The 13,939-nt window shown below is 41.6% G+C and carries 14 protein-coding genes; 12 read left to right on the forward strand and 2 right to left on the reverse strand.

Going from position 1 to position 13,939, the window contains the following annotated elements:
• The first annotated feature begins 4 nt into the window (after positions 1–4).
• From I2F76_RS01675 to I2F76_RS01720, 10 genes are all read left to right on the forward strand, one after another.
• The gene (locus I2F76_RS01675) at positions 5–283 is read left to right on the forward strand and encodes a UPF0223 family protein (RefSeq protein ID WP_031577056.1); all 279 of its coding nucleotides are present in this window, start codon (positions 5–7) and stop codon (positions 281–283) included.
• The gene (locus I2F76_RS01680; protein ID WP_195487100.1) at positions 273–1,043 is read left to right on the forward strand and encodes an inositol monophosphatase family protein; all 771 of its coding nucleotides are present in this window, start codon (positions 273–275) and stop codon (positions 1,041–1,043) included. The genes I2F76_RS01675 and I2F76_RS01680 overlap by 11 nt, the downstream gene beginning before the upstream one ends.
• Entirely contained in the window at positions 1,044–2,348 is a 1,305-nt protein-coding gene (locus tag I2F76_RS01685; RefSeq protein ID WP_195487101.1) for an RsmF rRNA methyltransferase first C-terminal domain-containing protein, read from the forward strand. It begins immediately after the preceding gene.
• A 107-nt stretch (positions 2,349–2,455) separates the two neighbouring features.
• Positions 2,456–3,322, forward strand: a complete 867-nt coding sequence (locus I2F76_RS01690) for a phosphate ABC transporter substrate-binding protein PstS family protein (protein ID WP_003017442.1) — start codon at positions 2,456–2,458, stop codon at positions 3,320–3,322.
• A 16-nt stretch (positions 3,323–3,338) separates the two neighbouring features.
• Positions 3,339–4,250 (forward strand): phosphate ABC transporter permease subunit PstC, encoded by a 912-nt coding sequence (gene pstC / locus I2F76_RS01695; RefSeq protein ID WP_014713132.1) that lies wholly within the window; start codon positions 3,339–3,341, stop codon positions 4,248–4,250.
• Positions 4,240–5,124, forward strand: a complete 885-nt coding sequence (gene pstA / locus I2F76_RS01700; RefSeq protein WP_061604520.1) for a phosphate ABC transporter permease PstA — start codon at positions 4,240–4,242, stop codon at positions 5,122–5,124. Before pstC ends, pstA begins: the two co-directional genes overlap by 11 nt.
• Positions 5,125–5,134: 10 nt before the next feature.
• Positions 5,135–5,938, forward strand: coding sequence for a phosphate ABC transporter ATP-binding protein PstB (gene pstB, locus I2F76_RS01705; protein ID WP_061604521.1), 804 nt, complete (start codon positions 5,135–5,137; stop codon positions 5,936–5,938).
• A gap of 29 nt (positions 5,939–5,967) precedes the next feature.
• Complete coding sequence (gene pstB / locus I2F76_RS01710; RefSeq protein WP_049496099.1) at positions 5,968–6,726, forward strand: phosphate ABC transporter ATP-binding protein PstB; 759 nt, start codon at positions 5,968–5,970, stop codon at positions 6,724–6,726.
• Positions 6,727–6,738: 12 nt separating this feature from the next.
• Complete coding sequence (gene phoU / locus I2F76_RS01715) at positions 6,739–7,392, forward strand: phosphate signaling complex protein PhoU (RefSeq protein ID WP_003003266.1); 654 nt, start codon at positions 6,739–6,741, stop codon at positions 7,390–7,392.
• A 129-nt stretch (positions 7,393–7,521) separates the two neighbouring features.
• The gene (locus I2F76_RS01720; protein ID WP_195487102.1) at positions 7,522–10,065 is read left to right on the forward strand and encodes a M1 family metallopeptidase; all 2,544 of its coding nucleotides are present in this window, start codon (positions 7,522–7,524) and stop codon (positions 10,063–10,065) included.
• Between the two features lie 97 nt (positions 10,066–10,162).
• Here the strand turns inward: I2F76_RS01720 and I2F76_RS01725 are convergent, their stop codons facing one another.
• Together I2F76_RS01725 and I2F76_RS01730 are read right to left on the reverse strand one after the other, a co-directional pair.
• On the reverse strand, positions 10,163–11,440 hold the full coding sequence (locus I2F76_RS01725; protein WP_195487103.1) for a sensor histidine kinase: 1,278 nt from the start codon (positions 11,438–11,440) through the stop codon (positions 10,163–10,165).
• On the reverse strand, positions 11,440–12,150 hold the full coding sequence (locus tag I2F76_RS01730) for a LytR/AlgR family response regulator transcription factor (protein WP_014713137.1): 711 nt from the start codon (positions 12,148–12,150) through the stop codon (positions 11,440–11,442). The genes I2F76_RS01725 and I2F76_RS01730 overlap by 1 nt, the downstream gene beginning before the upstream one ends.
• 106 nt (positions 12,151–12,256) lie before the next feature.
• Between I2F76_RS01730 and I2F76_RS01735 the strand changes: the two genes are divergently transcribed.
• Both I2F76_RS01735 and I2F76_RS01740 read left to right on the forward strand, forming a co-directional pair.
• Complete coding sequence (locus I2F76_RS01735; protein WP_195487222.1) at positions 12,257–13,213, forward strand: ABC transporter ATP-binding protein; 957 nt, start codon at positions 12,257–12,259, stop codon at positions 13,211–13,213.
• A gap of 1 nt (position 13,214) precedes the next feature.
• A complete protein-coding gene (locus I2F76_RS01740) occupies positions 13,215–13,937 on the forward strand; it encodes an ABC transporter permease (RefSeq protein WP_049503982.1) in 723 nt (240 codons plus the stop codon).
• The last annotated feature ends 2 nt before the right edge of the window (positions 13,938–13,939 follow it).

Consider the following 13,939-nt stretch of genomic DNA (forward strand, 5'->3'; position numbering starts at 1 on the left):
TCGAATGCAAAAAAATTATAGTTACCCACTGGACTTATCGTGGAGCACTGAAGAGCTTGCTTCAGTGCTTTCTTTTTTCAATAAAGTTGAAGAAGCTTATGAAAGTAAGGTAGAGGCCAAAGAATACATGGAAGCCTACCGCGCTTTTAAGAAGGTCGTACCTAGTATCGGAGAAGAAAAGCGTCTTGGACGGGAGTTCGAAGAAGTGAGCGGTTATTCTCTCTATCGTGCGACCCAGACTGCAAAGCAAAAAGAGGAAGGATGGTTTTCTCTTGAAGAATAAATTAGAGTTTGCCAAACAAATCGTTTTAGAGGCTGGAGACTACTTGCGTCTTCATCTCCATGATGACTTGATGATCTCAAAAAAAACTGGGCCGACAGATTTAGTAACCCAGATGGACCAACAGGTTCAAAAGGATTTGGTTGAAAAAATCAAACATCGCTACCCAGAAGATCGGATTTTTGCGGAGGAAGATGGCCTTCGATCCCCAATTTCAGAAGGAGCCGTTTGGGTGATCGATCCCATTGATGGAACCAATAATTTTGTGACCCAAAAGGAAGATTTTGCGGTGATGGTGGCTTATTTTGAAGAAGGAATTGGTCAGTTTGGCTTGATCTACGATGTTATGCGGGATCACCTTTTTTATGGGGGTGGGGAATTCCCGGTTTATCGCAATGAGTTTGAATTGACGCCTTTTGTGGACCAACCTCTGGAAAACTTTCTGATTGCTTCAAATGTCGGCATGCTTGAGAAAAATGACTGGGGCATGGCCGATCTTGGTATGGCTTCTCTTGGAATTCGAGTCTATGGTAGTGCCGGTATTAGTTTTTCAAAAATTCTCTCAGGTGGGATTCTAGCTTATTTTAGCTACATCTGGCCCTGGGATTATGCCGCAGCTGCGATCATGGGAGAACGGTTAGGTTATACCGTTTTAAATCTAAATGGAGATAAACCCAATTACCAGACAGTGGAACCCATTATGATGGTTCCAAAAGTGAAGTTAACAGAAATTCAAACCTATCTTAAGAAAGGGAGAAGTTAAATGAATTTTCCCAATGGTTTTAAAGAAAAATACCAGCATCTTCTAGGTGAGGATGCTGCTGCTTTTTTTGCGACCTTTGAGCAAGAAGCAGTAGCGGCCTTTCGCACTAATCCCTTGAAAGAAGCTCAAAAAGCATTTGATGATCCGATTCCCAATACTCTTTGGGGACATTATGGAAAGGTCTCAGGAAAATCCATTGAGCACGCAACGGGCTTGGTCTATTCGCAAGAGCCAGCAGCTCAGATAGTGGCCCAAGTCGCTCAGCCGAAGCCAGGGATGAAGGTCTTAGACTTGGCCGCAGCTCCTGGGGGAAAGACTACCCAACTCTTGTCTTATTTGGACAATCAGGGACTCTTGGTCTCCAATGAAATCCATAAGGGGCGCTCGAAAATTCTTGTAGAGAATGTCGAACGCTTTGGTGCGCGAAATGTGCTAGTAACTAATGAGTCTGCCGATCGTCTGGCCAAAGTTTTCTCAGGCTTTTTTGATCTGATTGTACTAGACGCCCCTTGTTCAGGTGAGGGGATGTTCCGCAAGCAACCAGATGCCATGGACTATTGGTCTGTCGATTACCCTCGAGAGTGCAGTCTCCTTCAAAGAGAGATTCTAGAGGATGCCCTCAAGATGTTGGTTCCAGGAGGTTCCTTGGTTTATTCAACCTGTACCTGGGCTCCTGAGGAAAATGAAGAGATCGTATCCTGGCTCTTAGATAATTTTGATCTAGAATTGGAAACGATCGAGAAGATCAATGGTATGGCAGAAGGCATTGACCATCCAGAAACGGCGCGCATGTATCCTCATCTCTTTAAAGGGGAGGGACAATTTGTTGCTAAGTTCCGTTATCTAGGAGAGAATCGGCCTGCTAAAATCCCTTCCAAAAAGGACCAATTATCTGCTGAACAAAAAAAATTGTGGCAGGAATTTGCTAAGAAACATTTGAAGATTACTCTGGAAGGGGTCCTCGAAACCTTTGGTGACGAGCTGTATTTAGTTCCTTTAGGGTTACCAGATTTGCGCAAAGTAAAAATTGCTCGAAATGGCTTGCATCTAGGAACCTTCAAGAAAAATCGTTTTGAACCTAGTTTTGCACTTGGCTTAGCACTAAGACCGAGTGAAGTCAAAGAGACCGTTTCGATCACGCCTGAGGACTTTGTTCATTATGTGGCGGGAGAGACAGTTCAATTGAAGGAAACGCATCCAAATGGATGGTACCAGGTCCTTGTAGAAGGCAATGGTTTGGGCTTTGCCAAAGTGACCGGGCAAACCCTGAAAAATTTCTATCCAAAGGGGCTTCGTTTTAGGTAAAATGCTGGGCAAAGAACCCGTTCTATGATATAGTGGAAGTACAGTTTTTTTAAAAAGAAACTTGTCAAAATCATAAGTGAAATAGTGAAATATCAAGGAGACATGATTTGAAAAAGTCTAAAAAGCTGATCCTAGGACTAGCGACGATCGCATTAGCAGGAAGTTTATCTGCTTGTGCTTCTTGGATCAATCGCGGAGAATCCATCACTGCTGTTGGATCCACTGCCTTGCAACCCTTGGTTGAAGGAGTGGTAGATCGCTACATTGAAGAACATCCTGGTAAGATTGTGAATGTACAAGGAGGAGGTTCTGGTACAGGACTTTCACAAGTTCAATCAGGTGCTGTGGACATCGGAAATAGTGACCTGTTTGCAGAGGAAAAGTCTGGGATCGATGCCTCTAGTCTGGTCGATCATCAGGTAGCCGTAGCAGGGACAGCCATCATTGCCAATAAAAATATCTCGATCGACAATCTGACAACGGAGCAATTGCGAAAGATCTTTACAGGTGAATATACCAACTGGAAGCAGTTGGGTGGTCCAGATCTTGAGATCACGATTGTGAACCGTGCTGTAGGTTCTGGTAGTCGTGCTGTCTTTGATGCCATTATCATGGATGGCAAACAACCCAAGCAGGCCCAAGAGCAAGACTCTAATGGAATGGTGAAAAACATCGTTTCTCAAACTCCAGGAGCCATCTCTTATCTAGCCTTTACCTACTTGGATAGCAGTGTCAAAACCATGAAGCTCAATGGTTATCAACCAACCAAAGCCAATGTCGTCAACAATAACTGGCCCATCTGGTCTTACGAACATATGTATACCAAGGGAAAACCCAATGAGTTGTCTAAAAAATTCATTGACTACATGATGACGGATGAGGTTCAGCAAAAAGTGGTTGGCAAGATGGGCTATATTCCAATCAATGATATGAAAGTCACCCGTGATTTAAAAGGGAATGTGACAAAAAAATAAAAGAATTAGGTAAAAAATGAACGAAGTAGCAAAAAAAATGCTGACGAAATCAAAAAACTCCCGCCTAGAAAAATTTGGGAAGACTATTACCTTTCTATGTATGAGTTTGATTGTTGTCGTCGTTGCCATGATTTTGATTTTCGTGGCCCAAAAAGGTTTATCGACTTTCTTTGTTAATAAAGTCAATATCTTTAGTTTTCTATTTGGGAGCTCTTGGAATCCTGCTGCAAAGGAATTTGGAGCCCTCCCTATGATTCTAGGTTCCTTTATTGTAACCTTGCTTTCTGCCCTCTTGGCAACGCCGTTTGCCATTGGTGCAGCTGTTTTCATGACAGAAGTCTCCCCCAAAGGAGCTCGTTTCTTGCAACCAGCGATTGAGCTTTTGGTGGGAATTCCTTCCGTTGTTTATGGATTCATTGGTCTTCAAGTGGTCGTCCCATTTACGCGTAGTCTCTTTGGAGGGACTGGTTTTGGGATCCTCTCAGGGGTCTTTGTCCTCTTTGTTATGATCCTACCAACTGTTACCTTTATGACGACCGATAGCCTCCGAGCTGTACCCCGTCATTACCGTGAAGCTAGTATGGCCATGGGAGCGACCCGCTGGCAAACCATTTGGCATGTCACGCTCAAGGCAGCCCGCTCTGGAATCTTTACAGCGGTTGTCTTTGGTATGGCGCGTGCCTTCGGGGAAGCTTTAGCCATCCAGATGGTGGTCGGAAACTCTGCTGTCGTGCCAACTTCACTCACGACACCAGCTTCCACCCTCACCTCTATTTTGACCATGGGAATCGGAAATACCGTCATGGGTACGGTCAATAACAATGTTCTTTGGTCACTCGCCTTGGTATTGCTCCTCATGAGTCTTGCCTTTAACAGTGTGATTAAACTGATTACGAAAGAAAGAGGTAAGAAGAACTATGCACGCTAAACGAATGGATAAAATTGCGACAGGAGTGCTGTATGCTATTTCAGGGATCATCGTTGCGATTCTTGCCTCATTAATCCTTTATATCTTGGTCCGTGGCTTGCCCCATGTATCTTGGCACTTCTTAACTGGGAAATCTTCTTCTTACCAAGCAGGAGGAGGGATCGGAATTCAATTGTATAATTCCTTCTTCCTCTTGGTCATTACCTTGGTGATTTCCTTCCCACTTTCTCTTGGAGCTGGGATTTACCTCTCTGAGTACGCTAAAAAAGGTCGCTTGACCAATTTGGTTCGTACCTGTATTGAGATCTTGTCTTCTTTGCCATCTGTTGTTGTAGGTCTCTTTGGTTACCTGGTCTTCGTTGTCCAGTTCAAATATGGATTTTCGATTATTTCAGGGGCCTTGGCCTTGACCGTCTTTAATCTGCCACAGATGACCCGCAATATCGAAGATAGCTTGCAGCACGTCCATCATACCCAGCGCGAAGCAGGTTTAGCACTGGGCTTGTCTCGCTGGGAAACCGTGATTCATGTCGTGGTACCGGAGGCTCTTCCAAGCATTATTACTGGGGTCGTATTGGCATCAGGACGGATCTTTGGGGAAGCCGCTGCCTTGATCTATACAGCAGGTCAATCGGCTCCAGCTCTTGATTGGTCAAACTGGAACCTCTTTAGTGTGACGAGTCCGATTTCGATCTTCCGTCAGGCTGAAACCTTGGCCGTCCATATCTGGAAGGTCAACAGTGAAGGAACCATTCCAGACTCGATCGAAGTCTCAGCTGGTTCTGCCGCCGTTCTTTTGATCTTTATCTTGATCTTTAACTTTGGAGCCCGCAAACTCGGAAGTTACCTCCATAAAAAACTAACATCTGCTTAAAGGAGAAGAAATGTCAAAATACAATTGGGATGAGAGACACATCATTACTTTTCCTGAAGAAAAGGTGGTCCTATCGACTAAAGATTTGCATGTCTATTATGGAACGAACGAGTCCATCAAAGGCGTCGACATGCAGTTTGAAAAAAATAAGATTACAGCCTTGATCGGTCCTTCAGGATCTGGGAAATCAACCTACCTTCGTAGTTTGAACCGGATGAATGATACCATCGATATTGCGCGTGTAACGGGTGAAATTTGGTATGAAGGAATCGATGTTAACCGTCCAGATATCAATGTCTATGAAATGCGCAAGCACATCGGGATGGTTTTCCAACGGCCCAATCCTTTTGCCAAATCAATATACAAAAATATCACCTTCCCTCATGAACGTGCTGGTGTGAGAGACAAGAAGGTCTTGGACGAATTGGTCGAAACTTCTTTGAAACAGGCAGCTCTATGGGATCAGGTCAAGGATGATCTTCACAAATCAGCTCTAACGCTTTCAGGTGGTCAACAGCAACGACTTTGTATCGCGCGGGCTATTTCTGTGAAGCCGGATATCCTACTCATGGATGAGCCAGCTTCAGCGCTTGATCCGATCGCAACAGCGCAATTAGAAGAAACCATGCTGGAGCTGAAGAAAGATTACACCATTGTCATCGTGACCCACAGCATGCAACAAGCAGCGCGTGCTAGTGATTATACCGGTTTCTTTTATCTGGGAAACCTCATCGAGTACGATAAGACTTCGAATATTTTCCAAAATGCGAAATTGCAATCGACCAACGATTATGTATCGGGTCACTTTGGATAAAGTAATATGACAACAAAAAGGAAAATAGAATGACAGAACCAATTTTGCAAGTCAAGGACTTGTCGGTTTATTACAATAAAAAGAAGGCTTTGAATAGTGTCTCTTTGGATTTTGCTCCAAAGGAGATTACAGCCTTGATTGGTCCTTCAGGATCAGGGAAATCTACCCTTTTAAAAGCCATTAACCGCATGGGGGACCTTAACCATGAGGTCACCACCACAGGGACCGTCCTCTACAACGGTCACAATATCTACGGACCACGGACCGATACGGTCGAATTGCGTAAGGAAATCGGAATGGTCTTCCAACAGCCCAATCCCTTTCCAATGTCCATTTATGATAATGTGACTTATGGGTTGATGATTAATGGTGTCAAGGATAAGGCTGTCTTAGATGAGGCAGTTGAAACCTCATTGAAACGCGCTTCCATCTGGGATGAAGTCAAGGATCGACTGCATGATTCAGCTATCGGACTTTCCGGTGGTCAGCAGCAGCGGGTCTGTGTGGCGCGGGTTCTTGCGACCAGTCCAAAGATCATTCTTTTGGATGAACCAACTTCAGCGCTGGACCCGATTTCAGCTGGTAAGATTGAAGAAACCTTATATGGACTAAAAGACCGCTACACCATGCTCTTGGTGACACGCTCCATGCAGCAAGCTAGTCGGATTTCTGATAAAACAGCCTTTTTCTTGGATGGCGATTTGATTGAGTACAATGACACCAATGAAATGTTCTTGAACCCAGCTAAGAAAGAAACAGAAGACTATGTCTCTGGTAAATTTGGATAGGAAGAAAATAAAATGTTACGAGTTCAATTTGAAGAAGATTTAGAGAAGTTGCATAACCAGTTTTATGCAATGGGAAATGAAGTGTTGAGTCAGATCAACCGTACGGTCCGCGCTTTCGTGACCCATGACCGTGAATTGGCCCGCCAGGTCATCGAAGATGATGCGGAGATCAACGACTACGAAGTGAAATTAGAGCGTAAATCCTTTGAGATTATTGCCCTTCAACAGCCCGTTTCACAAGACCTTCGTGTCGTGATGACTGTCTTAAAAGCGGTCTCTGACTTAGAGCGGATGGGTGACCACGCAGTATCAATTGCCAAGGCAACGATTCGCATGAAAGGGGAAGTCCGCATCCAATCTGTTGAGGAAGAGATCAGCAAGATGGGCCGTGAAGTCAAAGATTTTGTCGAAGCGACACTAGATGTTTACCTCAAAGGCGATGTGGATTTGGCCTATGAAGTTGCGACACGAGACGAAGTCATCAACCATTACTTCGATAGCATCCAAGAATTAGCAACAGAAGAAATTCGGAAAAATCCAGAGTCCATCGTGACTGGACGGGATTATTTCCAAGTGATCAACTTCTTGGAACGCATCGGAGATTATGCAAAAAACATCTGTGAATGGGTGGTTTACTTCGAAACAGGTAAAATTATCGAAATGTAAGATCATGGAGTCTTTTCGATCACAGACAGGCATTCTAATGCTTGTCTTTTCTTTTATCTTAACTTTGTGATAAAATAGTTTTATTAGGGCTTTTCATTGGAAAGCATGAAACATTTAAAGGAGGAAATTATGCAAGCAGTTGCACATTTTATTGATACATTTGTACCTGAGCACTACGATCTATTCTTAGATTTGAACCGCTCTAGTAAAACTTTCTCAGGGAAAGTGACCATTAGCGGAGAGGCAAAAGAGACTCGCATCTCGCTTCACCAAAAGGATTTGACCATCGAAACAGTAGAAGTAGCAGGTCAAGCCCGTCCATTTACGGTTGATGATGACAATGAAGCAGTCTATGTTGAATTGGAAGGCACAGGTCAAGTGACAGTTACCCTGACCTATTCTGGTAAGATTACAGACAATATGACTGGGATTTACCCATCTTACTACAGCATTGATGGTGTGAAGAAGGAAGTCCTCTCGACTCAGTTTGAGAGCCATTTTGCGCGTGAAGCCTTTCCAAGTGTGGACGAGCCTGAAGCTAAAGCAACTTTCGATCTTTCTTTGAAATTTGACCAAGAAGAAGGTGAAATTGCCCTTTCAAATATGCCTGAAATCGATGTGGAAAACCGCAAAGAAACAGGTATTTGGAAGTTTGATACGACTCCACGTATGTCTTCTTATCTCTTGGCCTTTGCTGCTGGAGATCTTCAAGGAGTGACAGCTAAGACCAAGAATGGAACCCTAGTCGGTGTCTACTCTACCAAAGCTCACCCATTAGAAAACTTGGACTTCTCATTGGATATTGCAGTTCGTGCTATTGAATTTTATGAAGACTACTATGGTGTGAAGTATCCAATCCCTCAATCCCTTCATATCGCCCTTCCAGACTTCTCTTCAGGAGCGATGGAAAACTGGGGCTTGGTAACCTACCGTGAAGTCTACCTTCTAGTAGATGAAAACTCTACGGCCCAAAGCCGTCAAACAGTAGCCTTGGTGGTGGCTCACGAATTGGCTCACCAATGGTTCGGAAACCTTGTGACCATGAAGTGGTGGGATGATCTCTGGTTGAATGAAAGCTTTGCCAATATGATGGAATATGTCAGCTTGGATGCCATTGAACCAAGCTGGAATATCTTTGAAGACTTCCAAACAACTGGAGTGCCTGCTGCCTTGAAACGCGATGCTACAGATGGCGTTCAATCCGTCCATGTGGAAGTCAAACACCCTGATGAGATCAACACCCTCTTTGACCCAGCAATCGTTTACGCCAAGGGTAGCCGTCTCATGCACATGCTTCGCCGCTGGTTAGGCGATGATGCCTTCCGTAAAGGGTTGAAGATCTACTTTGAAAAACACCAATACGGCAATACTATCGGTCGTGACCTTTGGGATGCTCTTGGGCAAGCTTCAAGTCGTGATGTCGCAGCCTTTATGGATTCTTGGTTGGAGCAACCAGGATACCCTGTTGTTTCAGCTTCTGTGGAAAACGATACCTTGATCATCCGTCAAGAGCAGTTCTTTATCGGAGAAAGAGAAGAAAAAGGCAGCAAGTGGGTTGTTCCATTGAATAGCAACTGGACGGGTATTCCAGATACCTTGGAAACAGAAGTTTTAGAAATTCCAAACTACAGTGCCTTGAAAGCAGCTAACAGCGGAGCTCTTCGCTTCAATACAGAAAATACAGCTCACTATATCAGTGACTACCGTGGGGAATTGTTGGAAGACATCCTTGCTGACCTTGCTAGCTTGGATAGCACTTCAAAATTACAAGTGGTTCAAGAACGTCGTCTTTTGGCTGAAAGTGGTCAAATTTCTTATGCAAGCCTCTTGCCAGTGATTGAACACTTGACAGAAGAAAGTTCCTACTTGGTTGTTTCAGCTGTTTCGAGCGTCTTAGCTGGAATCAGTCTCTTTGTGGATGAAGGAACTGAAACAGAAGCTGCCTTCCATGAGTTGTTGAAACGCTTGAACCGTTACAACTTTGAACGCTTGGGTCTAGAAGCTAAGTCTGGTGAAACAGAAGAAGACGAAAAAGTTCGTCAGCTAATGATTGCTAATATGATCAAGGCCAATGATGAAGCTGCAAAAGCTCAAGCGAGCGCTATCTTTGAAGCACATGCAGATGATTTGGAAAAACTTCCAGCTGCCATCCGCCTGCAAATCTTGGTCAACCAAATCAAGCACCAGGAAACCAAGGAGCTTAGCCAACAATACCTGGATACTTATGTTAAGACAGTAGATGGGAACTTTAAACGCCAGTTGGCGGCTGCACTTTCTTATACCAAGGATGAGGAAACTTTGGAAGCTCTATTGAAGGAGTGGAAGAACAAGGATGTGGTGAAACCTCAGGACTTGGCTATGAGTTGGTACTACAACTTCTTACACGATGACTTTACCCAAGGAAGAACTTGGACTTGGGCGCGTGAAAACTGGGATTGGGTCAAGAAAGCCCTCGGTGGTGATATGAGCTTTGATAAGTTTGTCATCTACCCAGCTAACTGTTTCAAGACCCGTGAACGCTTGAATGAATACAAAGCCTTCTTTGAACCGCAATTGTCTGATATGGCTATCAGCCGAAACATCAGCATGGGTATCAAGGAGATCGCAGCGCGTGTGGATTTGATCCAACGGGAAAAGGCAGCAGTAGAAGCCGCTATCCTTGCTACGAAATAAATGAAATAAATTTATAAAAGATGCTACAGAATTCATTCTGTAGCATCTTTTGTTTTTCAATGAATCATTTGTATTGGATATCGAAGGAGAAGGATCATTAGTTTATTGGACTTGGTAAGAGAATCTCCGTTCGATAGCGGCCATTTTCTTTGAAACGCTTGACAGTTCCTTGGTATTCTTGTACTAGATCATCAACGTTTCGTAAGCCCCAACCATCTCTTTGACGTGTTTTACGAGTCTCTTGTTCTTGTTCATTAAAGGTATTGTTGATCGAAATAAATAGGTTTTGTTGAAAATAACGTATATTCAGAGCCAATGTTCTCTCCGATTTATCAGTTAATCGAAGACAGGCTGAAATACTATTATCTAAACAATTTCCTAAAATAACAGCTAGAATATCAGGCTGAATAGATAATTCTTGAGGGACAAAGCAGTCAATTTCCAATTCAATTTCATCTTCCACATCGTGCAATTTTTGATTCAGTAAAAAATTAATTGTTGGATTTTTGGAGTAAAAGGTTTGTTTTCCTGAAATACTATCAGTTAACGAGTGAAGATACTCTCTAGCCTCATCAGGATTTTCTTCTAGAAGTGCCAACAGAGTTAAATGTTTATTTTTTAAGTCATGCCGAAGACTTTGCAATCGTTGGTATTCCTCTTGAGACTGTTGTGTTTCTCTTAATTGGAATTGAAGCTGTTCTTTATCTAATTTATTTTGATAATAAGCGTGCTGTTGTTGAGAAAGGTGTAGGGTAAAATACAGCGAGGAAAACGACAATACAATAAGAGACAAGAGTGAAATGACAGAAAGATAATCTGGTCCAAATACTTGCCCTTGAATAGCTGATACAGTAAAGGCAAAAATAATCGATAAAATCGGCACGATAAATTGATACAGACAATTTCTTTTAGATGTTGCCATGCCTAACTTTTGATGTGTTCGAAATAACTGTCGAAGAACAAGTGTTATGATGGTTGAAAAAAGAAAACTAATGGCAAGGTAACCACTAATCAGTCCTAAATTTTTCGATACTTTTGACAGTGGAAGAAAAAGTTGGATAGCTTGATTGAGAACAGCTCCTGCTAATAATGTCAGGCTTGTCTGTAAGAATATCCAAAAGGAAGAATCACGAAAGGGGTAGCCAAAATAGAGTCCTACAAGAGAGGATTCTACAATACTAAGAAGGAGATTGCTCACTAAAAAAACGCGACTTTCTAAAAATATAAACACAAAAGCCACATGAAGAAGAAAGCAACAACAAAGGACTAAAAGTGTCTCTTTTGAATGTTTACTTTTGGAATTTGGCCTATAAAATAAAACACTTGCCAGAAATAAGTCAAACAAGATACTAATGATCCGCAATCCTATTAGCATTAGAAATTCCTTTCACTGAGATAGTTATAGTATTTTTCTTTAAAAGAAGACTGGAACTTACGACTAATTGGAAGTGAATGCTCCTCGGTTCCATTTAGCAAAATAGTTACTGTTTTCGCATCAAAATCTTTTATATATTTGGGATTTACAATATAAGAAGCATGAATTTGAATAAAATAATCAGGTAGTTTATCTAAAATTTCTTGAGTTTTCAGTAAGGACTTATAGGTATCTGCTAGTGTGTAAATAAAAACGGAACGCTTATCTTTTTCAAAATAGGTAATGTCACTTAAAGGAATAGAGTAACTTTGTTTTCCAAATGAGAAGTTAAAGATGGTTTGTCCTAGATCTAAATAACGCAAGATCCTATCTACTACCTTATTTAACCTTTGGGGTTCAATGGGTTTTACTAAGTAATCAAAAGTCTGTACTTCAAATACTTGTTCCATGTAATCTCGATAGCTGGTCACAAAAATAATGGGGATAAAAGGATTGAACTGACGAATTTCACGTGCAAGGTCAATTCCAGTAATTTGTGGCATATCAATATCCAAAAAAACACAATGTGTATCCCTTGTTAACTGTTCTAGCATTTTTTGTGGATTTGTATATAGTTTTGTTTCTACAGGAACCTTGTCGTAAGAAAGTAAATACTGTTCTAACTGACTAGCATCTCTAGTTGAGTCATCACAAATAACGACGTTTAACATAAGTCCCCCTTATCAAATTGAGTTGGCTAATTATGACACTTAAATGGTAAATCATGACGTAAACCATGGAAAGTCATATGTTTATTATACAATAATCTTATCAAAAATGAAGGAAGCTGGGACAATCTTCTCAGTTTTGAGTGATAAGATGAAGACATTTGCGACACTGACTATTAAAGATTTGACAAAATCATTCGATAAGCAACATTTTGCTAATAACCATATTTCCTTAGAAATAGAAGCTGCTAAAATTACAGCCTTTTTAGGACATAATGGTGCTGGTAAGTCCACCCTCTTAAATCAAATGATTGGTTTTACCAAACCCGATAAAGGAGATGTATGCTATGGAGACATTTCTTTTGTACAGAATCGTAAACAAGCTCGCTCAATGATGAGCTATATGTCGCAACAGTATGCACCACTTGAGAAATTGACGGTGGAACAAAACATAGAAATGCTTGGAAGAATGAGAGGATTAAACAGCTTAGATTTACAAAAGGAAATGGATCAGCTCCTAATCGACTTGGAAATTAAGGAGTACCGGGCAAAACAAGGAAAGGATCTCTCAGGCGGTTTAAAACGTCTAACTTCTTTTGCAATGGCTTTGATCGGATCTCCGATCATTATTCTTCTTGATGAGCCCACGAACGATGTCGATCCAATACGTCGTGAAAAACAGTGGCAATTATTACAGAAGCTGGCGCATAAAGGGCATACCATTATTATTGTGACACATAACTTGTTGGAAGTTGAAAAATATGCAGACAACTATGCCTTATTTAACCATGGGAAGTTAATCAAATCAGGCCCAGTTCAGCAAATAACCTATCAAAAACAGTATCAAATCTCTTTTGAGTTTAGAAATGAAGATAGCTTAGCTCTATTTCATGATTATACCATTATCAATGGTTCGATTTGCCAGATTGAAATAGAAGAGGAGGAGTTAACAAGACTGCTACCAAAAATAACACAGGAATTGGATAGAAAGAATATTTTTAATCTGTCACTTACTCAGAAAAACGTATCCATTTCAGATCTTTATAGAGAGGAGTTGACAAACTGATATGACTCAATTTTTTTACTTACTTCGTTGGAACTATCTTCGTCAAAAAGATCTATTTCTACTCTTTACGCTAGCTCAGGTTCTGTTATCCATTTCACTTCTTTTTGGTTATCCACTAGTGATCGGTGAGATTGATACGACAGCTGCCTACTATCTCTCTTCTGGTTCAGTTCTGATAGGAATCATTTCTATTGGCTGTACTATCTCATCCCCTGTTATAGCAAATGCGAAGTCAGAAGGACATGTAGACTACGTACGAGCCCTTCCAATACCACGAATTCTGATTTCCTTAGCAGATCTTTGGATGTGGATGATTGCTATTTTACCTGGAGTATTCATTTCTGTTATACTGGGCTATTTTCGTTTTTCTGTCCGACTAAATGTATCTGTTCTGGCTGTATTCATCCTATTTCTGATCTGTCTTACGATGATCAGTCTTGGATTTGCCATTGCTTATACTTTTTCTCCCAATATTGTCACGCTGATGTCTCAGTTGATTCTCATGATTGGTTTGATGTTTTCACCAATCATGTACCCTGCAAGTCGTCTTCCAGATTGGATAAACCATCTCTACCATGTTCTTCCATTTGTCCCTTCTGTCAACCTCCTACGAGCTTGTGTCTATAGTCATGGTCCCGTCTCATTTTTTGACTTCACTATTCTGATCATCTGGATTTTGTTAACACAGTTACTGATCTTGAGAGTTCTTTATAAGGAAAAATAAAG

The sequence above is a fragment of the Streptococcus parasanguinis genome, assembly GCF_015557775.1.
Classification (GTDB): Bacteria; Bacillota; Bacilli; order Lactobacillales; family Streptococcaceae; genus Streptococcus; species Streptococcus parasanguinis_AA.

Coding starts and splice junctions, on each gene's coding strand:
- pstA (WP_061604520.1), top strand. CDS start 4,240: ATGCACGCTAAACGAATGGATAAAATTGCGACAGGAGTGCTGTATGCT.
- I2F76_RS01725 (WP_195487103.1), bottom strand. CDS start 11,440: ATGCTAATAGGATTGCGGATCATTAGTATCTTGTTTGACTTATTTCTG.
- I2F76_RS01735 (WP_195487222.1), top strand. CDS start 12,257: ATGAAGGAAGCTGGGACAATCTTCTCAGTTTTGAGTGATAAGATGAAG.
- pstB (WP_061604521.1), top strand. CDS start 5,135: ATGTCAAAATACAATTGGGATGAGAGACACATCATTACTTTTCCTGAA.
- I2F76_RS01740 (WP_049503982.1), top strand. CDS start 13,215: ATGACTCAATTTTTTTACTTACTTCGTTGGAACTATCTTCGTCAAAAA.
- I2F76_RS01675 (WP_031577056.1), top strand. CDS start 5: ATGCAAAAAAATTATAGTTACCCACTGGACTTATCGTGGAGCACTGAA.
- I2F76_RS01720 (WP_195487102.1), top strand. CDS start 7,522: ATGCAAGCAGTTGCACATTTTATTGATACATTTGTACCTGAGCACTAC.
- pstB (WP_049496099.1), top strand. CDS start 5,968: ATGACAGAACCAATTTTGCAAGTCAAGGACTTGTCGGTTTATTACAAT.
- I2F76_RS01685 (WP_195487101.1), top strand. CDS start 1,044: ATGAATTTTCCCAATGGTTTTAAAGAAAAATACCAGCATCTTCTAGGT.
- pstC (WP_014713132.1), top strand. CDS start 3,339: ATGAACGAAGTAGCAAAAAAAATGCTGACGAAATCAAAAAACTCCCGC.
- phoU (WP_003003266.1), top strand. CDS start 6,739: ATGTTACGAGTTCAATTTGAAGAAGATTTAGAGAAGTTGCATAACCAG.
- I2F76_RS01730 (WP_014713137.1), bottom strand. CDS start 12,150: ATGTTAAACGTCGTTATTTGTGATGACTCAACTAGAGATGCTAGTCAG.